The sequence below is a fragment of the Nocardia sp. IFM 10818 genome, assembly GCF_054655275.1.
In genome coordinates this window covers 3,491,573-3,518,100 of the sequence record NZ_BAAHJH010000001.1, presented here as the reverse complement: position 1 = coordinate 3,518,100, position 26,528 = coordinate 3,491,573, and the positions used below count along the sequence as shown (strand labels likewise).

Below are 26,528 nucleotides of genomic sequence, written 5' to 3'. Positions count from 1 at the left end.
ATTCTCCCGTCGCTCCTGGGCATGAACGAATTATTTCTAAATGTGCCGACGCCCCGAAGTAAAGTGAACCTTCGTGCATCGCACGAAGGTTTGATGTACGAAGGTTCACTTCAAATGCGTTGTCGTCGTGCGCAATACTGCGAGCATGGCGACACCGGTTGCAGAGTTTCAAGAGACAGCACAGTGACGACTTTCGACGAAAATCCGGCTGCGGTGCGCAGCTTTCCAATGCGACGTCAATGCCCATTCGCGCCGGCGGCGGAATACGCCGAGCTGCGCGACGCGGGACCGCTCGCCCGTGTCCGGCTACCCAATGGCCGGCCGGCGTGGGTGGTGACACGATACGCCGAAGTGCAGCAGGTGCTGGCTCATCCGTACATCAGTACCGATATCACTCGCCCCGGGTTTCCCGAGCTGACCTCGGACCCGGATGCGGAGCGCTATCAGCTGTTCGAGGGCGAGTTCTTCAATATGGACTCCCCCGAGCACGACTTCTACCGGCGAATGCTTATCCCCGAGTTCAGCTTCAAGCGCATCAAGGCACTGCGGGCGGGCATCCAGGACATGATCGACGAGCTGGTGGACGCCATGCTCGCGAGCGGTCCCCCGGCCGACCTGGCCGAGGCGTTCGCGCTGCCGGTCGCTTCGCTCGGCATCTGCCAACTTCTCGGCGTTCCCTACGAGGACCACAAGTTCTTCCAGTCCCGGGTGCGAACCCGCAAGATCGAGGCGTCCGAGGACATGCTGGCCCCGGTCCGGGAGCTGCGCGCCTACACCGACGCCGCGATCACCCGTGCCGAGCAAGAGCCCGGGGACAACCTCATCGGCCGGCTGGTCGCCCAACGGGTCGCGACGGGCGAAATCACCCATGCGGCGGCCGTCGGCATGGTCCTGCAGCTGCTGATCGCCGCGCACGAGACGACCTCGAACATGATCATGCTCGGCACGCTCACCCTGCTGCGGCACCCCGGGCAGCTCGCCGAGCTCCGTGCCGACCCCGAGCGCTGGCCCGCCGCCGTGGACGAACTGCTGCGGTACCACTCGGTCGCGGACGGGCCGACCTTCGGCCGCATCGCCATTGGCGACATCGAGGTCGGTGACCAGGTCATCCGGGCCGGAGACGCCGTCTTCGCGCTGTGCGCCTCGGCTAATCACGACGAACGGGCCTTTGCCCGGGCAGGCGAATTCGATATTCACCGCGGCGCCGGCAACCACCTGGCCTTCGGGTACGGCGTTCATCAGTGCATCGGCCAGAACCTGGCCCGGGCATGGCTGGAGACTTCCTACGAGACGCTCTTCCGGCGTGTTCCGAGCCTGCGGCTGAACACGGAGATCGACGACCTGTCGTTCAAATACGACGCCGCGATCTTCGGCCTGGACGAGTTCCCCGTCACCTGGTAGGCCTGGCATGCGCATCATCGCGGACCGGGACCGCTGCATCGGCGCGGGGCACTGTCTGCGCGCGACCCCGGACATCTTCGACGCCGGCGAGGACGGTCGTGTCGTCGTCTCGGATCCCGAACCCGATCCCTCCCGCGCCGACATCGTCCGGCAAGTCGTCCGGCTCTGCCCCAATGCCGCTCTGGCACTTCACGAAGAGCCCACCAAGAATCCGCAATCGAACGGGAAGAGACCGATGACAGTCAGCACGGAAGATGTGGCCAGCTTCTACGACGGGACCGACAAGTTCAGTCTGGAGGGCAAGCTCGACGAGTTGTGGGGTGCGAATCTCCACTACGGCTATTGGGACGACGACTCCGACGATGACGGCCCCATCGAGGTCGCCACGGATCGGCTCACCGACTTGATGATCGCGGGCCTGAACGCGCGGCCGGGTCAGCGCATGCTCGACATCGGTTGCGGCAACGGCAATCCGACACTGCGCCTGGCGCGCACAGCGGATGTGTCCGTCGTCGGCATCACCATCAGCCGGGTGCAGGCCGAGCAGGCCCAGGCCCGGGTGGCCGAACTCGGTCTCGCCGACCGCGCCGAGTTCCGATTGGCCGACGCGATGGATATGCCGTTCCCCGACGCCTCCTTCGATCTCGCGTGGGCCCTCGAATCGATGCTGCACATGCCCGACCGCGGGCAGGTGCTGGCCGAGGCCGCCCGCGTGCTGCGTCCCGGCGGGCGCCTGGCGATCGCCGATGTGGTGGAGCGTGGGCCCGTCAGCCCCGAGGGCAAGGTCGTGCTCGACCACATCCGCACCACCTACAAGATCCAATCGCTCGGGACCGTTGAAGAGTATCGCGATCAGTTGGCCGCGAATGATTTCGTCGATGTCGAGATCACCGATATCACCGACAAAGTCAATCGCACCGGAATCGTGCTCGCCGGCGCGGTCGAAAAGAAGCGCGCCGAATTCCTGGAGCATGCGACGGAGCAAGAACTCGACTCGTTCATCGGTTTCATGCGCCGCGCGGCGGCTACACCGGAGAACGGCTATCTGTTCATCACCGCCACACGCCGCTGACAGTGGCCGTATGCCGGGTCGCGATGACATCGCGACCCGGCTTTTCTGGACGGTCGAGTACATGAGAAGGGCGCGGCTTCCGAGGGAAGCCCCGCCCTTCTCATGTACTGCTATTTCGCCGAGCCGGCCTCGAGGGCGTCGGTGGCGGCACGGTCGAAGGCTGCGGCGATGGCCTTGTGCCGCTGCTCGATCGGGGCGAACCACTCCGAGTGGGTGACGGCATACAGGTCACCGCGTTTGATAGCGGCGACCACGATCGCACCCACCTCCGCGGGGGTCAACCACCGCTGCGACCGGTACTCCTCTTCGGTCATCTCGAAGTCCGACAGGCCACCACCGGAGTAGCGCTCCGGCCTGTTACGGGTGCTCGAGGCAACGTTGGTTTCCACAGTGGCCGAGCACAATACGGTTGCCCCGACCTTCGAACCGTCCTGATCGAGTTCGCCCGCCAGCGCCTCCGTGAGGGCGACCACCCCATACTTGCTGACGGCGTACGCAGCCATCGGCGGCTGGGAGAACAGGCCGAATATCGAGGCGGTGTTCACGATGTGGCCGCCGTCCGCGTTCGCCTTCAGGATCGGCAGGAAGGTCTGCACGCCGTGGATGACGCCGAAGAGATTGACGCCGAGCATCCACTGCCAGTCCTCGATCGTGAGATCGGCGATCCGCGAGATAGGCCCGACGCCCGCGTTGTTGAACACGACGTGCACGGTGCCGAATCGATCGACCGCTGTCCGGGCGAGCGCCTGCACGCTGGCCAGATCGCTGACGTCGGTATGGATGCCTATCGCACCGATCTCGGCCGCGGTCCGCTCCAATGCTTCGCGCTCGACGTCGGCGATGATCACCTGCATCCCCTCGGCGAGCAGTTGCCGGGCGGTGCCCTTGCCGATGCCGGAAGCGCCGCCGGTGACCACGGCGACCTTTCCACGGAGATCCGGATATGCGCTCATCTGTGCGTGGCTCCTGTCTGAGATGGTCGAGCCGGCGTCATGCCGCGCTCCATTTGCCGAGCGGACGGCGAAGCCCCAGCCTCGCTCGCAGCGTCCCGTCCGGCGCACCCGGCGACCGGTGACGCAGGGCGCTGGCGATCTCCAGCATGTCGGCGTACGCCGCTTCCGCGGGATCATGCTGCGCGGCAACCAAACTGAAGCCGTTGACGACGCCCGAGCCGGCCAGCCGGCCCAGGTCGTCGAGCGATGTGGAAGTCGAACACTCCAGCAGGGTCAGGACGTCATCGCGCTGCCGGCCGGCGACGCGAGCCGATTCGCCGACCGCGTCTGCGATCTCACGTACCGCATCGGCCGAATCCATCGGCACGATGGCGACGTCGGCGGCCCGGCCCGCCAGCGCGGCGGCCGCGGCGCTGTCAGCTCGGCGCACCAGCACCGGATGCCCTTGCGGCGGCCGGGCGATGTTGAGCGGCCCCGCCACCTCGAAGTATTCGCCCCTGTGGTCCAGGGTGTGCAGCCGCTCCGGCCGGAAATAGACGCCGGATTCGCGATCACGCAGGAACGCGTCGTCGTCGAAGCTGTCCCAGAGCCCGCCCAGCACCTCGGCGAATTCCTCGGCGCGGGCGAGGTTCTGGCACTCGGCCGCCGGGTCGTCCGCGTGATAGTTGGCGGCTTCGCCGCTGTCGCCGTGCGCGCTCATTTCCCATCCCGCGCGACCACCGCTGAGGTAGTCGAGCGTCGCGAGCAGTCGGGCGACGTGATACGGCGCGAGCTGGTCGGTCGATATCGACGGCACCAGACCGATACCGTCCGTCGCGGCGGCCAGGGCGGCCGAGAGTGTGCCGGCCTCGAATGTGCCGGGGCCCTCCGGCCGGACGCTTTGGCCGTCGTCGAACAGCAGGGCGTCGATTCCCGCACGCTGAGCGGCGCGCGCCCACTCACAGACGTGGGCGAAGGTGGCCCGGCCGTTGCCGCCGCCACCGCCCGCGGTGGTCAACTGCGCGAAGAGCACGGTGGTCATCGCGCACCTGCCAGCGTCGACTCGGTCAGGCCGAGATTATCCCGCAACGTGCCCTCGACATAGGCCGTGCGCACCAGCCCGCGCCGGCGCAGCTCCGGCACCACCTGCTCGGCGAAGTCGTCCAATGACCCCGGCAGACAAGGGAAGTCGACGAGGAATCCGTCTGCGGCGCCCTGAGTGAACATGGTCTCCATATGGTCGGCGAGTTGTTCGGGGGTACCCGCGACGATGTCTCCCGCTGTGCGCACCGACAGCTGGCGCAGGGTCAGATTCTCCCGGCGGGCAAGGTCGATCCAGCGCTGGGCGGTACTGCGGGAGTTGTTGGTGACGGGCAGATCCGGCACCGGGCCGTCCAGCGGGTACTCGGTCAGGTCCACCTCCCCGAGCTGGGCCTGCAGCGCGCGCAATGCGACGATGTCCGGCATCAATTCCTGCAATTGCCGCAGCCGATCCTTCGCCTCGGCCTCGGTGCCAGCGACGATCGGCGCCAAACCGGGCCAGATCTGGATGGTATTGGGTCCGCGGCCATTTCCGGCGGCACGCGCCTTCATGTCGGCATAGAACTCCTGGGCGTCGGACAGCTGCGTGTGCCTGGTGAAGATCACCTCACCGTGCTTGGCGGCGAACGCGCGACCGACGGGCGACGCGCCCGCCTGGAAGATCACCGGTCGCCCCTGCGGTGCGGGCGCCACGTTGAGCGGACCGCGAACGCTGAAGAACTGTCCGCGGTGCCCGATCGGCTCGGCGCCGGAAGTCCACAGTCGGTTCGTCACCGCCACGAACTCGTCCGCGCGCGCATAGCGCAGATCGTGCTCCATGTGCTCGGGAAAGCCGAAGTTGCGTGATTCCCACGGCGCGGCAGAGGTCACCACATTCCAACCTGCCCGACCACCGCTGAGGTGATCGAGGGACGCGAATTTCCGTGCGAGATCGTAGGGTTCGTTGTAGGTGGTCGTGGCGGTCGCGACCAGCCCGATGCGGTCGGTCGTCGCGGCGTAGGCCGAAAGCAGGGCGAGCGGCTCGAAATGCTCGTTGCGGGCAGTCCGGCTCAGGTGCTCCACATCCGTGCCCCACAATGCGACGACGTCCGCGACGAAAAGACAGTCGAACACGGCGCGTTCGAGCGCCTGCGCGTTCCGGCGGTGGAACGCGAAATCGAGTTGCGCCGCGGCGGGGGTCTGTGGATGCCGCCAGGCCGCGATGTGGCCGCCGGGGCCATCGATACATGCGCCCAGGCGCAGTGTTCTCTGCTGTGTCATTGTTTCCTCATCTCGGATCAGTTCGACAGGAACGGCTGTGCGGGAACGCCGTCCGCTTCCGCACCGATCCGGGATCCTGGGCTGAAGTGGGCGGGCATCCGCACGAAGCCGTTGATCTGCCCCACGGTCGGGTACTTCTCGGCCGCAACGATGCGGTAGTCGGGCATGCGCCGGAGCACCTCATCGATGACGACCTCGAAATCCATCCGGGCGATGTGGCGGCCGATGCACCGGTGGATGCCGATGCCGAACGCGGCCTGTTTGCGGGCATCGCGATCCAGGTCGATGACATCGGGGTGTGGGAAGACCTTCTCGTCCAGATTCGCTGCGGCCCAAGACAACAGGACTCGCTCCCCCTTGCCCACCGGACATCCGTCGATCTCCGTGTCGGCCATCGCGGTGCGGCCGACTCCCATGACCGGTGTGTAGTACCGCAGAAACTCGTCGCAGGCCGCCGGAATCTGCTCAGGGGAATCGATCAGCCGCTGCCGGGCTTTCCGGTTGTGCTCGAGATAGTGCAGGGTGGAGGCGAGCAGTGCCGTCGTGGTGTCGACCCCGCCGGGGATGACCGCGTTGCACACCGCGACGATGTCCTCGTCGGAGAGCTTGTCGCCGTCGATCTCGAGCTGGGTCAGGAAGCTGAGCAGATCGTCGCCGGGTTGGGCGCGGCGTTTGGGAATCAGCTCCCGCACGGTCTCGATGAGCTGCGCGAAGCCGGCCTCGACCCGCGCGAATTCCGGTGTGCCAGGCGGCGTGTAGACCAGTGCGTGCACGACATCGGCGTACAGCCGCCACTCGTCCATCGGCAGGCCCACGATATCGAGGGTGACCAGTGCGGGTACCGGATTGGCCAGATCCATGACCAGATCGATCTCGCCGCTCTCGATGTGCTGGTCCACGCACCATGTGGCGAACTGCTCGATCCGGGGACGCAGCCGCCGTGCCGATACCGGCGAGAAGAAGGCGTTCAAAGCCTTACGCCAGTCCAGGAATTCGGGCGGGTCCAGCTCGAGCGGCAACCCGCGGAACGAGGAAGCGGGCACTACCGTCCCCTGCGGCCGCCCGGGGGTGTTGGGCAACTCGTGCGCCGAGGAGAACAACTGCGGCTGGTGCGCGACGTCCGAAACCTGCTGGTAGCCGGTGACCAGCCAGAAGCCGCCATGGTGTTTGCTGTAGGCCACCGGCGTATGGGTGTTCAACGCAATGTTTGCGGCCCATGGGTCACGGGCGTACTCGGCCGAATGGTGATCGTAGTCGACTTCCGGCGCTTTATCGGACATTCTCATCCTCGGATCCCGTGGAAGGTGCGCTGCATCATTTCGTTGGTACCGCACCGCAGCACGAGTGTGAATTGAACCTTTGTGCATTTCGCACCGGTCGTGTACGAAAGTTCAATTCAAATCCGCCGGACGGATAGGCGAGGATGAAATCGTTTTGCTCGTGTCCACAGGCCAGCGAGGTGGCAATAGATGAAGCACGTACTGCTCGGAGCCAGTGGCGCCGGTACGTCGGTGTTCGCCCTCGGCACCGCGACCTTCGGCGATTCCACGGACGAGGCGGAAGCGAGCCGCGCGCTCGACGTGTTCGTGGACTCCGGAGGGCTGTTGGTGGACACCGCGGACGGCTACACCGGCGGGCGTGCCGAGGAGATCGTCGGCCGCTGGCTCGGCCGGCAATCCACCGAGATCCGCGGGCGTGTCCTGATCGCGACCAAGGGCGGCGGCTACACCACGAGCGCCGCGATGAACGAGTGGGGCAATACCAGGCACAACCTCACCCGGGCGCTCGATACCTCGCTCACCAAGCTCGGGGTCGACTCCATACCCCTCTACCAGGTGCACGCGTGGGATCCCCTGACTCCCCTGGAGGAAACCCTGTCCTTCCTGGACAATGCGGTGCGCCAGGGCAAGATCCAGTACATCGGTCTGTCCAATTTCACGGGATGGCAACTACAGAGGGCCGTCGACCTGGCAAAAGCGCTCGGCCTGATCGGACCCGTGGTTTACCAGGCCCAGTACAGCCTGCTGTGCCGCGAGGTCGAGTGGGAGATCATCCCGGCGGGCCGGCACAACGGCCTGGGCATGCTGGCCTGGTCCCCGCTCTCCGGCGGACTGCTCACCGGCAAGTACTCCGCACACACCCGCCCGGAGGGCTCCCGCTTCGGCGAGCAGTTGGATCGCGGCATGATGCACGACAACTACGTCACGGCCCTCTACAGCAGACATATCGCGCGCGACCGCACCTGGGCGGTGCTGAAGATCCTGCACGACATCGCCGTCACGAGGAACGTGACGCCCGCCGGTGTGGCCCTGGCCTGGGTTGCCGCCCGGCCGGGCGTGAGCTGCGTGGTACTCGGAGCCCGAAACAGCGAACAGGTGGCGAGCAATCTGGCAGCCCGCGATCTCGCCCTCGACGACGACGAGATCGCGCGGTTGACCGAGGCCAGCGATCCGTGCCCGAGTGGTTACCCCTACGGCGACTTCGGCGCTGCCTTGCGGTCTCGCGTGCTGTAGCGGCCGGGCGCGCAGTAATCGGAATTCTTCCAGAATTGCACTTTAGTACAGTGCATTGACCTTTTGTACACAGCATCATTCCGCGTGTACGAAGGTTCAATATACCTTCGCGTCCTAATTCAGTAGAAGTTACTGAAAGTAAATTACTCTCATCGGTCCACCAGTGCCGGGCAATTGACGATGGATGTTCGGCGCGATGCATTGCGCCGCACGTCCGTTTTCGCCTCGGGCAGGGTGATTCGTCGTTCTGTCCACGCCGCCACGCCGCGGACCGCGGGACGACTCGATCGGCCTCCAGTGAACACGAACCCACGAAAGGGGAAGTAGATGCCGCTGCGTATCGACGGTGACATCGCGGTGGTCGGAATCGCCTGCCGGTTTCCCGGCGCGGCCAACCCGGATGCGCTGTGGTCGCTGCTCATGTCCGGAACCATCGTCGACGCACCGGTTCCGGACGGACGCTGGGCGGCCGACGCACTGGCGGGCGTGTCCGTCACCGAGGCCGACATCATCCGGCGTGGCTCCTTCCTCGACGATGTCGCCGGGTTCGATGCCGAGTTCTTCCGGGTGTCACCCTCGGAGGCCGCGGTGATGGACCCGCAGCAGCGGCTGATGTTGGAGCTGAGCTGGGAGGCGCTGGAGGACGCCGGAATCGCGGACCGGTCGGTGTCCGGCGCCCGCGCCGGCGTGTTCGTCGGCGTTGCCGGGGACGACTACACCACGCTCGCACGAAGTAGTGGTGCCGCGGCGATCACTCCGCACACGTTCACCGGATCACAGCGATCCATCGTCGCCAATCGCGTGTCCTACTTCCTCGCGGCGAAGGGCCCCAGCCTCGTGGTCGATGCCGGACAGGCCTCGTCACTGGTCGCCGTCCACCTCGCCGCGGAGAGTCTGCGCCGCGGCGAGTGCTCCCTCGCCATCGCCGGGGGCGTCACCCTGCGGCTCACCCCGCACCACGCCATCGCCGCCCATCGGATCGGAGCGCTGTCCCCGGACGGGCGGTGCCATGTATTCGACGCGCGCGCCAATGGTTTCGCCCAGGGCGAGGGCGGTGGCGCCGTCGTGCTGAAACCGCTGGCCGACGCGCTCGCCGCCGGCGATGACATCTACTGCGTCATCCGCGGCAGCGCCGTGACCAACGACGGTGGCGGCGAGCAGCTTTCGACGCCGACGGTCGAAGGTCAGGCCGAGGCGATCCGCGCCGCGTACCGCCAGGCGAACCTCGACCCCGGCACGGTCGCGCATATCGAGTTGCACGGAACCGGCACTCCGGCCGGTGATCCGGTCGAGGCCGCCGCGCTCGGCGCGGTGCTCGGCGCAGCGCGCGAGGCCGGAGATCCGCTGCGGGTCGGGTCGATCAAGTCGAACATCGGTCATCTCGAGGCCGCGGCCGGTATCGCCGGTTTCATCAAGACCGCGCTGTGCGTGCGTGCCGGAACACTGGTCCCCACTGCGGATTTCCGTACACCCAATCCGCAGATCCCGCTCGATGAGCTGAACCTGCGCGTCCAGACGGTCGTCGAGCCGATCCGGAACGACTCGGCGATCTTCGGGGTGAGCGCCTTCGGCATCGGTGGGACCAATTGCCACGTCGCGGTTTCCGCGCCGCCGCCGGTGCCGGTGCGCCGTGCGGACAGCCCGGCCGCCGAACCGACACCGGTGCCGCTGGTGCTGTCCGCCGCCGGTGCGGCGGCTCTGCGCGCGCAGGCGACCCGGCTCGCCGCCATGCTCGGCGGGGATTCGGACCTGCTCGACGCGAGCTGGTCGCTGATCACCGCGCGCTCTCAACTCGACCACCGCGCCGTGGTATTCGCGCCCGGTCGCGATGCTGTCGGCGCGGCGCTCGACGGACTCGCCGCGGTGGCATCGAGCGAGCCCGCGGCCTCGGTGGTGGCCGGACGTGCGGTCGACGCGGCCGATCCGGTCTTCGTCTTTCCCGGTCAGGGCCCGCAGTGGGTTGGCATGGCGGCCGAGTTGCTCGACTCCTCACCCGTATTCGCGGAGTCGATCGACCGGTGCGCGAACGCTCTCGCGCCGTTCGTCGATTGGTCGCTGACCGATGTGCTGCGCGGCAACGGGACCGACGCGGCGCTGGACCGTGTCGACGTGGTACAGCCCGCACTGTGGGCGATGATGGTCGCATTGTCGGACGTGTGGCGATCGCTGGGCGTGCGCCCGACGGCCGTCGTGGGGCACTCGCAGGGTGAGATCGCCGCCGCATGCGTGGCGGGCATTCTCTCGCTCTCCGACGGTGCGCGCGTGGTCGCGCTGCGCAGCCGGATCATCGCCAGGCACCTCGCGGGCCGAGGCGGCATGGCGACGGTCGCGCTGTCTGCCGACGAGCTGCGTGAGATCCTCGCCGACTACCCCGAGGTCGGACTCGCGGCGCTCAACGGGCCGCGCTCCGTGGTGGTCAGCGGCCCGTCCGGACCGCTGGAGCGGCTTCTCGAGCTGTTGGAGAGCCGTGCGGTCCGGGTGCGGCGGATACCCGTCGACTATGCCTCGCATTCGGCCTACGTCGACGCCGTAACCGGCGAGTTGCTCGAGGCCCTCAAACCGATCACGCCCCGGGCCGGGAATATCGCGTTCCATTCCACAGTCACCGGCGGTGCGCTCGACGGCACCGAACTGACCGCGGCGTACTGGTGCCGCAACCTGCGGGAGACGGTCCTGTTCGAACCCGTCGTAGCGGCGTTGCTGCAACGGCACGCGGCGTTCATCGAACCGAGCCCGCATCCGGTGCTCACGGTCCGCGTTCAGGAGACCGCCGATGCGGCCGGGCGGCCGGTCGCGGCGATCGGGACACTGCACCGCGACGAGGGCACCCGCACACGACTGCTGCGCTCGGCCGCCGAGGCATGGACCGCCGGCGTCGCGATCGACTGGACCACAGTGCTCGATGGCACCGGTGCGCGCCGAATTCCGTTGCCCTCCTATCCCTTCCAGCGCACCCGCCACTGGCTGGACACCGTGGACGCCGCGGTCGCAGCGGACATGTCGGCGCTCGCGCTGCGGCTGCGGGAGGCCGGCGCCGAGAATGTGCGCGATGTCCTGCTCGACATGGTGCGCAGGCATACGGCGCTGGCCCTCGGCCTCGGTATGCCCGGCGAGATCGAGGACGCGGCGCCGTTCCGGTCGCAGGGATTGACCTCGATCGCCGGGGCGACATTGTGCGCCGACCTCGCCCGGGCGACCGGGGTGAGCCTGCCGCCCACCGCGGTCTTCGATTACCCGACACCGCTGGCCCTCGCCGCCCACCTGGAAGAGCGCGTGCGGGGCACGGCGTCCGCCGCCCCGACCGTCCCGGTCCGAGCGGCGGTGGCAGGCGACGACGACCCCGTGGTGATCGTCGGGATGGCCTGCCGCTACCCGGGCGGGGTGTCTTCGCCGGAGGAGCTGTGGCGAGTGGTCGCCACCGAACGTGACGTGATCGGCGAGCTTCCCGCCGATCGAGGCTGGGATCTCGACGGCATGGGCGCCTCGGTGACCTCCCGCGGCGGATTCCTCTACGACGCGGCCGAATTCGACGCAGCGTTCTTCGGCATCTCGCCGCGCGAGGCGCTCGCCATGGATCCGCAACAGCGGCTGTTGCTGGAAACAGCCTGGGAAGCCTTCGAACGCACCGGCATCAACCCGCAGACGCTGCGCGGCAGCGACACCGGGGTGTTCATCGGTGCGATGGCACAGGATTACGGTCCTCGCCTGCACGAACCATCGGACGGCTCCGACGGTTACCGATTGACGGGCACCACGGGCAGCGTGGCCTCCGGCCGGGTGGCCTATGCGCTCGGCCTGGAGGGGCCCGCCGTCACGGTCGACACGGCCTGCTCGTCGTCGCTGGTCGCCCTGCACCTCGCCGCGGAGGCGGTGCGGCGCGGTGAATGCTCGATGGCCCTGACCGGCGGCGTGACCGTCATGTCCGCCCCCGGCATCTTCGTCGAGTTCAGCCGGCAGGGCGGGCTGGCGCCGGACGGTCGCTGCAAAGCGTTCTCCGACAGCGCCGACGGCACCGGCTGGGCCGAGGGCGTGGGTCTGCTTCTGGTGGAACGTCTTTCCGATGCGCAGCGCAACAACCACCCGGTCCTCGCGATCGTGCGCGGCTCCGCGATCAATCAGGACGGCGCCTCCAACGGGCTCACCGCACCGAACGGCCCCTCGCAGCAGCGAGTTATCCGCCAGGCTCTCGCCAACGCCGGCCTACGGCCCGCGGACGTCGACGCCGTCGAAGCTCATGGCACCGGAACACGGCTCGGCGACCCGATCGAAGCCCAGGCCGTGCTCGCCGTTTACGGGCAGGACCGCGAGCGGCCGCTGTTGCTGGGGTCGATCAAGTCCAATATCGGCCACAGCCAGGCCGCGGCCGGTGTCGCGGGTGTCATCAAAATGGTCATGGCCATGCGGCACGGCGTCCTGCCCCGCACGCTGCATGTGGACCGGCCCAGCACCCACGTCGATTGGTCCGCCGGCGCTGTCCGGCTGCTGACCGAGCAGCAGCCATGGCCCGAAGGCGACCGGCCGTGGCGCGCCGGCGTCTCGTCCTTCGGCATCAGTGGCACCAATGCCCATGTGGTGCTGGAGAAATCACCTGGCGCCGAGGTTGCGGTGGTCGATCCGCTCGACGGCACGACCGGTCGCGAGCTCGATGCGCCATGGCTGCTGTCGGCCGTGGATGAGTCCGCGGTACGCGCCCAGGCACGGCGTCTGGGCGAATTTCTGCGGGAGCACGAGGCGACCGATCCGATCGCGGTCGGCGCCACGCTCGCGACCGCTCGTCCCGTCTTCGGGCTGCGCGCCGCCGTTTTCGGCGCGGACGTCACCGAACGCGCCGAGGCGCTGGCCGCGCTGAGCGCGGGACGACCGCATCCGGGGCTCGTCCGCGGCGCGGCCGCGGGCGCGAGTGATGTCGTGTTCGTCTTCCCGGGCCAGGGTTCGCAATGGGCCGGCATGGGCGCCGAACTACTCGACAGCTCACCGGTATTCGCCGAATGGATGCACCGCTGCGAACAGGCGCTGGCGCCCTTCGTCGACTGGTCGCTCAGCGCGATACTGCGCGACGAACACGCCGCGCTCGACCGTGTCGACGTGGTCCAGCCCGCACTGTGGGCGATCATGATCGCGCTCGCCGAAACCTGGCGCTCACTCGGTGTCGAACCCGCCGCCGTCATCGGTCACTCGCAGGGCGAAATCGCCGCCGCCACGGTCGCGGGCATTCTCGGCCTCGACGATGCCGCCCGGATCGTCGCTCTCCGCAGCAAGATCATCGCCCAGCGCCTCGCCGGCCACGGCGGCATGGCCTCCATCGCCCTGCCCGCCGACGCTGTCCGAGATGTGCTGGCCGATTACCCCGATCTGAACATCGCCGCTCTGAACGGACCCCGGTCCACCGTGGTGGCCGGTTCACCGCGGCCGCTGGAAGATCTGCTGTCGACCCTCGAACAGCGCGGGATCAGGGTACGCCGCATCCCCGTCGACTACGCCTCGCACACTGCTCATGTCGACGGCATTCGCACCGAACTGGACGCGGCACTCGCTGATCTCGCGCCTCGTCAGGGCCGAATCGCGTTCTACTCCACCGTCACCGGCACCCGGCTCGACGGCACCGAACTCACCGCCGACTACTGGTTCCGCAACCTCCGCCGACCCGTCCAATTCCACCCCGTCATCCACTCACTGCTACCGACCCACACCACCTATATCGAGCCGAGCCCACACCCCGTCCTGACCGCCGCCATCCAGGACACCGCCGAGACGGCCGATATCGCCGTCAACACCGTCGGCACCCTCCGCCGCGAACAGGGCTCCGGCACCGACCTGCTGGCCGCGGCCGCCCAGGCGTGGACGCACGGTGTCGCCGTAGACTGGCATCCGCGGTTCCCCGTCGCACGCCGAATCCTTTTGCCCACCTATCCCTTCCAGCGCACCCGCTATTGGCTGAGCAGTACGGTCGAACCGGTCGCCGCCGACGCGGACGACACCGCGTTCTGGACGGCGGTGGAGGCGGACGACGCCGACGCGGTCGCGACGGTGCTCGGACTTCGGGAGGACCGGCCGGACTGGCTCGCCCAGGCGACTCCCGCGCTGGCGCGCTGGCGCGAATCGCACCGTGCGAGTTCGGCGCTCGACGCCCTGCGGTACTCGATCCGGTGGGCGCCGTCGACCACGATCCATGGTGGCGCACCAGCCGGTACCTGGCTCGTGGTGATACCGGACGTCGCGCACGAGCCCGCCTGGGCACCGGCGGTGCTCACCGCGCTGCGCGCCGCCGGTGCCGAGGTCGTCGAGCTGCGGCCCGGCACCGACGATCGCGCCGCGCTGCGCAATCGTCTTCCGCACACCGTCGACGGGGTGCTGTCGCTGCTCGCGCTCGACGAGACGCCGAATCCGGGCAGCAACGCGGTTCCGGCGGGCACCGCGACAACGCTGACGGTGGTCCATGCGCTCGCCGATGCCGGACTCGAGGTTCCGCTGTGGGTCCTCACCTCGGGCGCGGTCTCGGTGAACCGGACCGAGGGCCTGCGCAATCCCGTGCAGAGCCAGGTGTGGGGGCTGGGTCGCGTCGTAGCGCTGGAGCAGCCCGAACGCTGGGGCGGACTCGTCGACGTCACCGCCGAGCCCGACGACCGGACGGTCGAGCGACTGCTCACGGTGCTGGCCCAGCGGACCGAGGACCAGGTCGCGATTCGCGAGTCCGGTGTGTTCACACGGCGATTGGTGCACGCCGCGGGTGCCGCGCCCACCGCCGAGCAGCGTGCGCCGCGTGACACGGTGCTCATCACCGGCGGCACCGGCGCGCTCGGCGCGCAGCTCGCACGACGGTTCGCCCAGCAAGGGGTCCGCCGCCTGGTGCTCGCCGGTCGCCGCGGGCCCCAGGCGCCCGGCGCGGACCAGCTCGCCGCCGAGTTGCGGGACCTCGGTGCCGAAGTCAGCGTCGTGGCATGCGATCTGGGCGACCGGGCGGCCGTGGCGCGATTGCTGGCGCGGTTCCCGGTGACCTCGGTGTTTCACGCGGCGGGCATCGTCGACGACGCGGTGGTCCACACTCTCACCGTTGACCAGCTCGACCGCGTGCTCCGGGTGAAGGCCGAGGGCGCACGACATCTGCACGAACTCACCGCCGGAATGGAACTGGACGAATTCGTCCTGTTCTCCTCGATTTCCGGGGTGCTCGGCATCCCCGGTCAGGGCGGCTACGCGCCGGGCAACGCCTATTTGGACGCGCTCGCCGAACATCGCCGCGGGCTCGGTCTGCCGGCCACCTCCTACGCCTGGGGCCCGTGGGCAGGCGATGGCATGGCCGCGAGCGGTGGTGTGGAGGACCGGCTGCGCCGTCATGGTGTGCCGCCCCTCGCCCCGGACCACGCGTTGACCGTCCTCACCCGCGACGCGGCCGAGGACGGGGCGACGGTCATGGTGGCCGATGTCCGTTGGGACCGCTTCTTCCTCGCCTATACCGAGGCGCGCCGGCGGCCGCTCATCGAGGATCTGCCCGAAGTTCGCGCACAGCTCGAGGCGGGCGCGGGCGGCCGGAACGACGAGCCCGGCTCCGGGCTGGCCGCGCGAGTGCGTGCGCTGTCCCCGAAACAGCGGTCAGCGGCGGTGCTCGACGTGGTGCGGGCACAGATCGCCGCCGTGCTGGGACATTCCGACGCGCTCGCCGTCGACATCGAAAAGCCCTTCCACGACCTCGGATTCGACTCGCTCACCGGTGTCGAGCTGCGGAACCGGCTCGGCGCCGAGGCCGGCGTCCGGCTGCCGTCGGGCCTGGTGTTCGACTATCCGACGGCCGGCGCGGTCGCCCGCTATCTCGAGTCCGCACTCCTGGGTGCCGAGGAGACCGGGACGCCGCCGACCAGCGCGGCGGCGCGCGATGCCGACGATCCCGTGGTGATCGTCGCGGCGGCGTGCCGCTACCCGGGCGGAATCGACTCTCCGGAGGCGCTGTGGCGGCTGGTCGCCGATGGCGGCGAGGCCATTGGCGACTTCCCCGCCGACCGTGGCTGGGATCTCGCGCGGCTGCTGCCCGAGGTGCCGGGCGGGCCGGGTACTTCGGCGACCGGTCGCGGTGGATTCCTGCTCGACGCGGCGGATTTCGATGCGGCGCTGTTCGGAATCTCACCCCGCGAGGCGCTGGCGATGGACCCGCAGCAACGACTGTTGCTCGAGACCGCGTGGGAGGCTTTCGAACGTGCCGGCATCGACCCGATGTCGTTGCGCGGCAGCGATACCGGCGTGTTCGTCGGCATGTCCTATCACGACTATCAGACTCGTATCGCCGAGCCACCGCAGGATCTGGAGGGCTACCTGCTGACGGGTGCGACACCCAGTGTCGCCTCGGGCCGTATCTCGTACACCTTCGGCCTCGAAGGGCCGGCCGTCACCATCGACACGGCGTGCTCGTCCTCACTGGTGGCGCTGCACCTCGCCGCCCAGGCGGTGCAACGGGGTGAATGCTCCATCGCCCTGGCCGGTGGTGTCGCGATCATGGCGACACCGCACATGTTCACCGAATTCAGCCGCCAGCAAGGGCTTTCACCCGACGGTCGGTGCAAGGCGTTCTCCAGCGACGCGGACGGGTTCGGAGCCGCGGAGGGCGTGGGCCTGCTGCTCGTGGAACGCCTCTCCGAGGCCCGGCGCCACAACCACCCGGTGCTGGCCGTCGTGCGCGGGTCCGCGGTGAACCAGGACGGCGCGTCCAATGGGCTCACGGCCCCGAATGGTCCTGCGCAGCAACGCGTCATCCGGCAAGCCCTCGCCAATGCCGGACTGCGGCCCGGGGACGTGGATGCCGTCGAAGCCCACGGCACCGGAACACGGCTCGGCGACCCCATCGAGGCGCAGGCGCTGCAGGCCGCCTACGGCCGGAATCGCGAGCAGCCGCTGTGGCTGGGGTCGGTGAAATCCAATATCGGCCATACCCAGGCCGCCGCCGGCGCCGCCGGCGTCATCAAAATGATCATGGCCATGCGGCACGGCGTGCTGCCGCGCACACTGCACGTGCTCGAGCCGACCCCCGACGTCGACTGGGACTCCAGCGAGGTTCGGCTGCTACGGGAGCAGCGGGAGTGGCCCGGTCACGATCGCCCCCGTCGCGCGGCGGTCTCGTCCTTCGGCGTGAGCGGCACCAACGCCCACATCATTCTCGAAGCGCCGCTCGTCACGGACGAGCCCGCGACTACTCGACCCGAGCCCGGCACACAGGGATGGCAGGAGGCGGAGCCGACGGGGCGGCTGGCGACCGTGCCTTGGGTGCTGTCGGCGAAAACGACTGCCGCGCTGCGTGATCAGGCCCGGCGATTGCTGGCTGTCGCCGACCGGGATCCGGTGGATGTCGGATGGTCGCTGGCCGCCACGCGGGCCGCGCTCGACCATCGCGCGGTCGTTGTCGGCAGCGACCGCGAACAGCTACTGGCCGGGCTCACCGCGCTCGCCGACGGAGTGCAAGCCGAGACCGTTGTCGAAGGCACCGCCGATGCTGCGGCCAAGATCGTGTTCGTCTATCCCGGCCAGGGCTCGCAGTGGACCGGCATGGGCGCCGAATTGCTCGATAGCTCAACGGTATTCGCGGAATCCATCACACGCTGCGAGCAAGCACTCGCACCGTTCGTCGATTGGTCGCTCACCGAGGTGCTGCGCGCCGATTCCGTCGCACTCGATCGCGTCGACGTCGTACAACCCGCACTGTGGGCGATCATGATCGCCCTCACCGAAACCTGGCGCTCACTGGGCGTGACACCCGCCGCGGTCATCGGCCACTCGCAGGGCGAAATCGCCGCCGCCTGCATCGCCGGAATTCTTACCCTCGAAGACGCCGCCCGGATCGTCGCTCTCCGCAGCAAGATCATCGCCCAGCGCCTCGCCGGCCACGGCGGCATGGCCTCCATCGCCCTGCCCGCCGCTGACGTCGAGCGCATCCTCACCGACCACCCCGACATCGGCATCGCCGCCCGCAACGGACAGCAATCCACCGTGGTCGCCGGACCTGCGGAGCCGCTGGAACAGCTGCTGTCCGCCCTCGAACAGCGCGAGATCCGGGTGCGCCGCATCCCCGTCGACTACGCCTCGCACACTCCGGGCGTCGAGGCCATCCGCGCCGATCTCGACATGGCACTGGCACCGGTTCGCCCGCGGCCGGGCGACATCACCTTCTACTCCACCGTCACCGGAACACCGCTCGACGGCACCGAACTCACCGCCGACTACTGGTTCCGCAATCTCCGGCAGCCGGTGCTGTTCCATCCCACGGTCGAGGCCCTCGTCGCGGGCAACCGCACGGTATTCATCGAGCCCAGCCCGCATCCCGTCCTCATCCCGGCTCTCTCGGAATCGGAATCCGCCGTTACCGCCCTCGGCACGCTGCGCCGCGACGACGGCGGTCTCCCCCGGCTGCTCACCGCCGCGGCGACGGCGTGGACCCATGGCATCGACATCGGCTGGGCCGGGGTGTTCCCGCAGGCACGACCGGTACCGTTGCCGACTTATCCTTTCCAGCGCACGCGCTACTGGATGGAGGGGCAGCCCACCGGTACGGCGAACCTCGCGGCCGCCGGGCAGACCGCGCTGAACCACCCGCTGCTGTTCGCGCGCATCGATCAGCCGGAGGGGCAGGAAATGCTGCTCACCGGACGGATTTCGCTCGACGCACACCCGTGGCTCGCCGATCATGCCGTGTCCGGAGTGCTCCTGCTGCCGGGCACGGCCGTACTGGAGATGGCGGTGCGGGCGGGCGACGAGGTCGGCTGCGACCTCGTCGAGGAGCTCACGCTGACCGCGCCGCTGGTGGTGCCCGAGCACGGCGGAATCCAACTGCGCGTACGGGTTTCCCCCTCCGGCGACGGTCGTCACACGATCAGCGTGCACGCCCGGCCGGAGGACGTCCTCGAAGGCGACGAGTGGACACTGCACGCCAGCGGTAGCCTGAGCCGCTCGGGCCGCTCGGGCCGCCCGGCCCCCGCGGCATCCGCAGCGCAGCCTGCCCGCGACGCCGAACCCCTGGCCATGGACACCGTGTATGAACGCTTCGCCGGGCGCGGATACTCCTATGGTCCCGCGTTCCAGGGGCTACGAGCCGTATGGCTTTCCGGCCGTGACGTATTCGCGGAGCTGGCGTTGCCCGAGGAGCAGCACGCGCCCGCGGAACGGTTCACCCTGCACCCCGCGCTGCTCGACGCGGCAGCGCAGACCGTCCTGCTCGCGGCCCCGCCGCGGGACGGCGCACCCTCGGTACTGCCGTTCGAGTGGCGAAACTTCACCGTGCACACCGCCGGTGCCGTCGCCGCGCGGGTGCATTTGCAGATGCTCTCCCGCACCGAAGCCCGGTTGTCGATCACCGACAATGCGGGCGTGCCGATCGCGGAGGCCGAGGCGCTCGTGCTGCGGCCGGTGGACCTGGCCGGGCTGACCCGGCTCGGCGGCGGACGCGGCGACGCGCTGTTGCGCATCGAGTGGAGTGTGTTCACTCCGGCTTCCGTGGTGCCCGCGGATATCGTCTCGCATGTCGAGGTGTCGGATGCGGCGGACCTCGCCGCGCTGGCGGCCGCGTTCGACGAGGACGATGCCGAGCTGCCGAGCCTGGTGGTCGCCCGTTTGGACCTTCGGCCCGACGAGAGCGCGGAACCGTCGGCCGCGATCGCGCGCGACGAGGCCGTGCGGGTGTCTGAACTCCTGCGGCACTGGCTCGCCGAACCGCTGTTCGACGAGTTGCAACTCGTGCTGATCACTCGGCACGCCGTTCCGGTACTCCCGGACGATCCGGTGACCACCCGGTTCGCGACCGTCTGGGGCATGGTGACCGCGGCCCAGACCGAGCATCCACACCGGTTCGTCCTCGCCGACGTGGACGGCGCCGACGCCTCGTACCAGCGGCTGCCGCTCGCGGTCGCCACCGGCGAGCCGCAGATCGCGATGCGCCAGGGGCAACCTCGCTGTCCTCGGCTGGTGCACGCGGGCGCGGCCGACCCGGCCGCCGCACCCGTCGATCTCGACGGCACCATCCTGATCACCGGCGGCACCGGAACACTCGGGCGGCTGGTCGCCCGGCATCTGGTCGGCAAGCACGGTGCGCGCCGCCTGCTGCTCGTCAGCCGGCAGGGTCCGCGCGCGGAGGGCGCCGACGAGTTGCTCGCCGACCTACGGGCCGCCGGTGCGCATGCAGAGATCGTCGCGTGCGACGTCGCCGAGCGGAATGAACTGGCGCACCTGTTCGACGACCTGCGGACCACCCACCCGGTGACCGCCGTGGTGCACACGGCGGGTGTGCTCGCGGACGGAGTCGTCGGCTCACTCACCCCCGAGCAGCTCGACACGGTCCTGCGGCCGAAAGTCGATGCGGCCGTGCACCTGCACGAACTGACCCGGCAGCACGATGTGCACCGCTTCATCCTGTTCTCCTCTGCCGCCGGAGTTCTCGGTTCCGCAGGGCAGGCTGGATACGCGGCGGCGAACGCTTTCCTGGATGCTCTCGCCCGCTATCGCAGGCAGAACGGCGCACCGGCGGTATCGCTGGCATGGGGACTCTGGGACGAGCGCAGCGCGCTCACCACCGGTCTGACCGACTCGGACTTGCGCCGCCTGGCGGGGCTGGGCATCGGCGCAATGCCAACGGAATCCGCGCTCTCGCTCTTCGACGCGGCCTGGCACGGCACGCACGAAGACGCCGCGCTGGTTCCGGTCCGGCTCGATGCCGGTGCGATGCTCGCGTCCGGCGGCCCGGTCCCGCCGCTGCTGCGGGACCTGGTTCGCGGCCCGATTCGGCGCGCCGCGGCCGGCCGGGACCACGACGCGCGGCCGCTGGCGCACATCCCCGCCGATCGGAGGGCGAGCGTGTTGCTCGACCTGGTGCGAACCCGCGCCGCCGCCGTGCTCGGATACGGCTCCGCCGACGAAGTGCCGTCGGCTCGCGCATTCCGCGACCTCGGGTTCGACTCACTCGGCGCCGTCGACCTGCGGAACCGCCTCAATGCCGCGACCGGGCTGCGCCTGCCCGCCACCGTCGTCTTCGACCACCCGAACCCGACCGCGCTCGCCGCGCACCTCGAACACGCGCTGTACGGACACGGGGACCCGGCGCCGGATGCCGTGCCCACCGGGCAGCTCGACGACGACCCGGTGGTCATCGTCGCGATGAGCTGCCGGTTCCCCGGCGGCGGCAGCACTCCGGAAGCATTCTGGGAGTTCGTCTCCGCCGGCGGTGATGCCGTGTCGGCCATGCCGTCCGACCGCGGCTGGGACCCGGCGGCGCCGCGCACGGGTGCATTCCTGTACGACGCGGCCGAGTTCGATCCGGACCTGTTCGGGATCTCTCCGCGCGAGGCGCTCGCGATGGACCCGCAGCAACGCTTGCTGCTGGAAACCTCCTGGGAGCTGTTCGAGCGCGCGGGCATCGATCCGATGTCGGTGCGCGGCAGCCGAACCGGTGTCTTCGCGGGCGTGATGTACCACGATTACGGCGCTCGTCTCACCGACGTGCCGGCCGATGTCGAGGGGTATCTGATCAACGGCAGCGCGGGCAGCATCGCCTCCGGACGGGTCGCCTACAGCTTCGGACTGGAGGGGCCCGCGGTCACCGTGGACACCGCCTGCTCGTCGTCGCTGGTCGCCGTGCACCTGGCGGCGCAGGCGCTGCGCTCGGGTGAATGCACCATGGCCGTGGCCGGCGGCGTGACGATCATGGCGACGCCCGCACCGTTCGTGGAGTTCGGCCGGCAGGGTGGTCTTGCATCCGACGGACGCTGTAAAGCGTTCTCCAGCACCGCCGACGGCACCGGCTGGGGCGAAGGCATCGGACTACTACTACTCGAACGACTCTCCGACGCCCAACGCAACAACCACCCCGTCCTCGCAATCGTCCGCGGCTCCGCAATCAATCAGGACGGCGCCTCCAACGGCCTCACCGCACCCAACGGCCCCGCCCAACAACGCGTCATTCGACAAGCCTTGGCGAACGCGGGCCTGCACCCCTCGGACATCGACGCCGTCGAAGCCCACGGCACCGGAACACGACTCGGCGACCCCATCGAAGCCCAAGCACTACTCGCCACCTACGGACAACACCGCGACCGGCCCCTGTGGCTGGGATCGGTGAAATCCAACATCGGCCACACCCAAGCCGCAGCCGGAGCCGCCGGCATCATCAAAATGATCATGGCCATGCACCACGGCACACTCCCCCGCACCCTCCACATCGACCAGGCCACACCACATGTCGACTGGAACACGGGCAAAGTCGCTCTCCTCACCGAGAATCAGACCTGGCCCGACACCAACCGACCCCGCCGCGCCGCCATCTCCTCCTTCGGGGTGAGCGGCACCAACGCCCACGTCATCCTCGAACAGGCGCCCGCGATCGAGCCCGACTCCGCCGAACCGCACGCGCTGCCGGTCGTCCCGTGGGTGCTGTCCGCGCGCGGCCCGGCTGCGCTGCGGGCCCAGGCGATTCGGCTCTCGGGGCAGCTGACCGAGGACGCCTCGATCCTCGATGTCGGCTGGTCGCTCGCCGTCAGCCGAGCAACCCTGGAGGATCGCGCGGTCGTCCTCGCGGCCGACGGGACCGACCGGGTAGCGGCGCTCCGCGCGCTCGCCGCGGGGGTCACGCACCCGGCGGTGATCACCGGACGTGCCACCGAGGGTGGCTTGGCGATGGTGTTCTCCGGCCAGGGTTCCCAACGCCTCGGCATGGGCCGCGGACTCTACGACGCCTACCCCGTGTATGCGAAGGCATTCGACGAGGTGTGCGCACACCTCGACGCGCATCTGCCGGTGTTGTTGCGGGAAGTCGTCTTCGGTGCCGACACGGAGCTACTGAACCAGACCCGATACGCCCAGCCCGCACTCTTCGCGGTACAGGTCGCCCTCTATCGATTGTGGAGTTCGTGGGGCATTACCCCGTCCGTCGTAGCCGGGCATTCCATCGGCGAGGTCGCCGCCGCGCACATCGCCGGGGTCCTCACCCTTGCCGACGCGGCGGCACTGATCGCGGTCCGGGGCCGGTTGATGCAGTCGCTGCCCGAAGGCGGGGCGATGGTGGCCGTCGAGATATCCGAGACCGACGTCTCGCCCCTGCTGGCCGGATACCGGGACCGGGTCGGCATCGGCGCGGTCAACAGCCCGAATTCCCTTGTGCTGTCCGGTGAGCGCGGCGCACTCACCGAGATCACCGCGCGCCTCGACGGGCACAAGACGCGATGGCTGCGCGTCTCCCACGCATTCCACTCTCCGCTGATGGAGCCCATGCTCGACGAATTCCGCAGCACCGTAGCCGATCTGGCGTTCTCCGCACCGACCCTCCCGATGATCTCCACCGTCACCGGAGCGCCGATCGATGACACCACCCTCGCCGACCCGGAGCACTGGGTCCGGCATGCACGACAGCCGGTGCGCTTCGCCGATGCCCTCACCGCGATCGCGGCGCACGCCCCGGTCGCGCATCTGGAGATCGGCCCCACCGCCGCGCTGATCGCACACGTCACCGGTCCCGCCGTCGCGTCACTGCGCCACGACCGGCCCGAACCGGAGGCGCTCGCCACCGCGCTCGCGCACCTTGTCGTCACGGGCCTGAATCCGAACTGGCACAACTACTTCGCGGACACGAACGCACGCTCGGCACCGCTGCCGACCTATGCGTTCCAGCGCAGGCACCTCTGGCTCGACAACCAGCCCTCCGGGACGATCGATCTCGGTGTCGCGGGCCTGGACAGCGCCGACCACCCGATCCTCAAGGCGGAAGTGGCCTTTCCGGCATCGGACCGGATTCTGTTCACCGGCCGGGTGTCGCTGGAGTCGCAGCCCTGGTTGGCCGACCACACCGTGCACGGGGCGGTGCTGTTCCCCGGCACGGCATTCGTCGATCTGGCGCTGCACGCCGGACGCCGCAGCGGCCACCCGCGATTGGCGGAGCTCACCACGAGTGTCCCGCTGGTGCTCACCGAGACCGAAGCCGTCCAGCTCCGCGTCGAGGTCGACGAGCCGGTCGACGGCCGCCGGACGGTCGCGGTGTTCTCCCGGCCGGAGGGCGCGGAACCCGGCGAGCCGTGGACGCGGCACTGTGACGGCACGCTCGATACCGCGCCCGTCCTCCCGCCCGTCGAGCCGGTGCGGTGGCCGCCCGCGGCCGCGACACAGGTCGACGTGGCCGACTTCTACGCGCGAATGACCGAGTCCGGTATCAGCTACGGACCGGCCTTCCGCGGTCTGCGTGCGGCCTGGCGCAGCGGGGACGAGATGTTCGCAGCTATCGAATTGGACGATGCGACAGATGGTTTCGCCGTACACCCGGCCCTGTTCGACGCCGCCCTGCACACCACCGCGATCGATGCCCGGACCGACGCACCGGCGAGCCTTCCGTTCCAGTGGTCCGGTGTCGTGCTGCACGGTCGTGCGGGCCGTGAGCTCCGGGTCCGGCTGGTCCGCCGCGGCCCCGGCGAGGTCGCGGTCGATCTCGCCGATGCGTCCGGCGCTGCCCTCGTCTCGGTCGCATCGCTCGTCGGACGCCCGGTCCCCGATGTTCGGCTGCGATCGGCGCGGGAATCGGCCTTGCGGATGGACTGGCAGCCGGTCGTGCTGCCGCCCGCGACGGAGTTGCCGGCCGATACCGCGGTGCTCGACGTCGTTGTGCGGCCGTCGAACCGGGGCGACCTCGCCGAATCGGCCCGTCGCACGGCCGCGCAGGTGCTGCACTCGATCCAGGACTGGCTTGCGCGGCATTCCGGAACCGGGGACCGGTTGCTCGTCGTGACCGAGGGCCTCCGGTCCGGTGATCCGGATCGCCGCTTGCCGGCTGCCGCGGTGTGGGGACTGGTGCGGTCCGTACAGGCCGAACATCCCGGTCGCGTGGTGCTGGTCGACACCGACGGTGGCGCCGACCGGCTCGCCGCCGCCGTGGCTTCCGGCGAACCACAGCTCGCGCTGCATGCGGGGCGTGCCTTCACGCCGCGGCTCGTACGCCGGACTCCTTCCTCCGGGGCCGTTTCCTGGAACGGCACCGTGCTGGTGACCGGAGCCAGCGGAGCGCTGGGCAGTCTGGTCGCGGAACATCTGGTGCGCTCGCACGGGGTTCGTCGGCTGCTGTTGATCAGCCGGCGAGGCTCCGGCGCTCCCGGTGCCGGCGACCTGGCCGCCCGACTGGGTGAACTCGGTGCGGAGGTGGAATTCGCGGCGTGCGACGTGGCGGACCGGCAGGCGCTGGCGCGGGTGTTGGCCCAGGCGACCGAACGGCACCCGCTGTCGGCCGTCGTGCACTGCGCCGGCGTGGTCGAGGACGCGACGCTGGCGGGGCAGTCGGGTGAAGGCCTGCGGACCGTATTCGCGCCCAAGGCCGACGCGGCGTGGTATCTGCACGAGTTGACCCGCGATCTGGAGCTGTCGGCGTTCGTGTTGTTCTCCTCTGCCGCAGGTGTGCTGGGCTCGGCGGGGCAAGCGAACTACGCCGCGGCGAACGCGTTTCTGGATGCGCTCGCTGAGATGCGGAGGGAGCGGGGACTTCCCGCGGTCGCGTTGGCGTGGGGTCTGTGGGACGGCCCGCATGGCATGGCGGGCGAACTCGCGGATGCCGATCGTCGCCGCCTGGCCCGCGCGGGTGTGGTGCCGATCCGCCGAGAGCAGGGCCTGGCGATGTTCGATGACGCCCTCGCATCCGAGGAAGCGCTCGTCGTTCCTCTCCTGCTGAACCGTGCGGCACTGCGGGATACGGTCGATGTTCCAGCCGTGTTGCGCGGTTTCGTGCCCGTCGCCGGGCGCGAACCGGAATCAGCCGGGCGGGTCACCGAGTCGCTGCGGGATCGGATCGGCGGGCTGGTGGGGGAGCAGCGCCGGGATCTGCTGCTCGACGCGGTGCGCGCCGAGGTGGCCGCGACGCTCGGCCACGCCTCCGCCGCGGCGCTCGATCCCCGCCGGAGCTTCACCGATCTGGGCTTCGATTCGCTCACCGTGGTCGAGTTGCGCAACAGGCTCACCGCGCGCACCGGTGTGCCGCTCCCGGCCACCCTCGCGTTCGACCACCCGTCGCTGGAGGCGCTCGCCGCATTCCTGGACGACGAATTGCCCGGCGCCACCGGCGGTTTGATCGCGGAACTGGATCGGCTGGAGGCACTGCTGCAAGCCGAGTCGGCGGCCGACCACGAGCTGGTCTCCGAACGCCTCACCCGTCTGCTCGCCGACTGGAATCTGCGCGTTCCCGCCGCCGGCGCCGGCGCCGGGAACGGGAACCACAGCATCGACCTTGCCGACACCACCACTCCGGAGGAATTGATGGAGTTCATCGACCGCCATCTCTGACGCAGACCCGTACCGACATCCGTTCGAATCGACAGGTGG

General features: G+C 69.3%; 8 protein-coding genes. 4 read left to right on the top strand and 4 right to left on the bottom strand.

Annotation, left to right across the window (positions count from 1 at the left end):
- The first annotated feature begins 21 nt into the window (after positions 1 to 21).
- Positions 22 to 1,401 (top strand): cytochrome P450, encoded by a 1,380-nt coding sequence (locus tag ACYQ5L_RS16080; RefSeq protein ID WP_459958304.1) that lies wholly within the window; start codon positions 22 to 24, stop codon positions 1,399 to 1,401.
- A 7-nt stretch (positions 1,402 to 1,408) separates the two neighbouring features.
- The gene (locus tag ACYQ5L_RS16075) at positions 1,409 to 2,473 is read left to right on the top strand and encodes a methyltransferase domain-containing protein (RefSeq protein WP_459958302.1); all 1,065 of its coding nucleotides are present in this window, start codon (positions 1,409 to 1,411) and stop codon (positions 2,471 to 2,473) included.
- A 110-nt stretch (positions 2,474 to 2,583) separates the two neighbouring features.
- Here ACYQ5L_RS16075 and ACYQ5L_RS16070 read toward each other — a convergent pair whose 3' ends face one another.
- Genes ACYQ5L_RS16070 through ACYQ5L_RS16055 form a run of 4 tightly spaced genes read right to left on the bottom strand, consistent with a single transcriptional unit; the run spans position 2,584 to position 6,986 of the window.
- Complete coding sequence (locus tag ACYQ5L_RS16070) at positions 2,584 to 3,426, bottom strand: SDR family NAD(P)-dependent oxidoreductase (RefSeq protein ID WP_459958299.1); 843 nt, start codon at positions 3,424 to 3,426, stop codon at positions 2,584 to 2,586.
- A gap of 37 nt (positions 3,427 to 3,463) precedes the next feature.
- Positions 3,464 to 4,447 (bottom strand): LLM class flavin-dependent oxidoreductase, encoded by a 984-nt coding sequence (locus ACYQ5L_RS16065; RefSeq protein ID WP_459958297.1) that lies wholly within the window; start codon positions 4,445 to 4,447, stop codon positions 3,464 to 3,466.
- On the bottom strand, positions 4,444 to 5,706 hold the full coding sequence (locus ACYQ5L_RS16060; protein ID WP_459958295.1) for an LLM class flavin-dependent oxidoreductase: 1,263 nt from the start codon (positions 5,704 to 5,706) through the stop codon (positions 4,444 to 4,446). The genes ACYQ5L_RS16065 and ACYQ5L_RS16060 overlap by 4 nt, the downstream gene beginning before the upstream one ends.
- Positions 5,707 to 5,723: 17 nt before the next feature.
- Positions 5,724 to 6,986, bottom strand: a complete 1,263-nt coding sequence (locus ACYQ5L_RS16055) for a cytochrome P450 (protein WP_459958292.1) — start codon at positions 6,984 to 6,986, stop codon at positions 5,724 to 5,726.
- Positions 6,987 to 7,175: 189 nt separating this feature from the next.
- Between ACYQ5L_RS16055 and ACYQ5L_RS16050 the strand changes: the two genes are divergently transcribed.
- Both ACYQ5L_RS16050 and ACYQ5L_RS16045 read left to right on the top strand, forming a co-directional pair.
- Positions 7,176 to 8,219, top strand: coding sequence for an aldo/keto reductase (locus ACYQ5L_RS16050; protein WP_459958290.1), 1,044 nt, complete (start codon positions 7,176 to 7,178; stop codon positions 8,217 to 8,219).
- Positions 8,220 to 8,546: 327 nt separating this feature from the next.
- On the top strand, positions 8,547 to 26,489 hold the full coding sequence (locus ACYQ5L_RS16045; protein ID WP_459958288.1) for a type I polyketide synthase: 17,943 nt from the start codon (positions 8,547 to 8,549) through the stop codon (positions 26,487 to 26,489).
- Positions 26,490 to 26,528: the final 39 nt, after the last annotated feature.

Coding starts and splice junctions, on each gene's coding strand:
- ACYQ5L_RS16075 (WP_459958302.1), top strand. CDS start 1,409: ATGCGCATCATCGCGGACCGGGACCGCTGCATCGGCGCGGGGCACTGT.
- ACYQ5L_RS16050 (WP_459958290.1), top strand. CDS start 7,176: ATGAAGCACGTACTGCTCGGAGCCAGTGGCGCCGGTACGTCGGTGTTC.
- ACYQ5L_RS16070 (WP_459958299.1), bottom strand. CDS start 3,426: ATGAGCGCATATCCGGATCTCCGTGGAAAGGTCGCCGTGGTCACCGGC.
- ACYQ5L_RS16065 (WP_459958297.1), bottom strand. CDS start 4,447: ATGACCACCGTGCTCTTCGCGCAGTTGACCACCGCGGGCGGTGGCGGC.
- ACYQ5L_RS16055 (WP_459958292.1), bottom strand. CDS start 6,986: ATGTCCGATAAAGCGCCGGAAGTCGACTACGATCACCATTCGGCCGAG.
- ACYQ5L_RS16045 (WP_459958288.1), top strand. CDS start 8,547: ATGCCGCTGCGTATCGACGGTGACATCGCGGTGGTCGGAATCGCCTGC.
- ACYQ5L_RS16060 (WP_459958295.1), bottom strand. CDS start 5,706: ATGACACAGCAGAGAACACTGCGCCTGGGCGCATGTATCGATGGCCCC.
- ACYQ5L_RS16080 (WP_459958304.1), top strand. CDS start 22: ATGAACGAATTATTTCTAAATGTGCCGACGCCCCGAAGTAAAGTGAAC.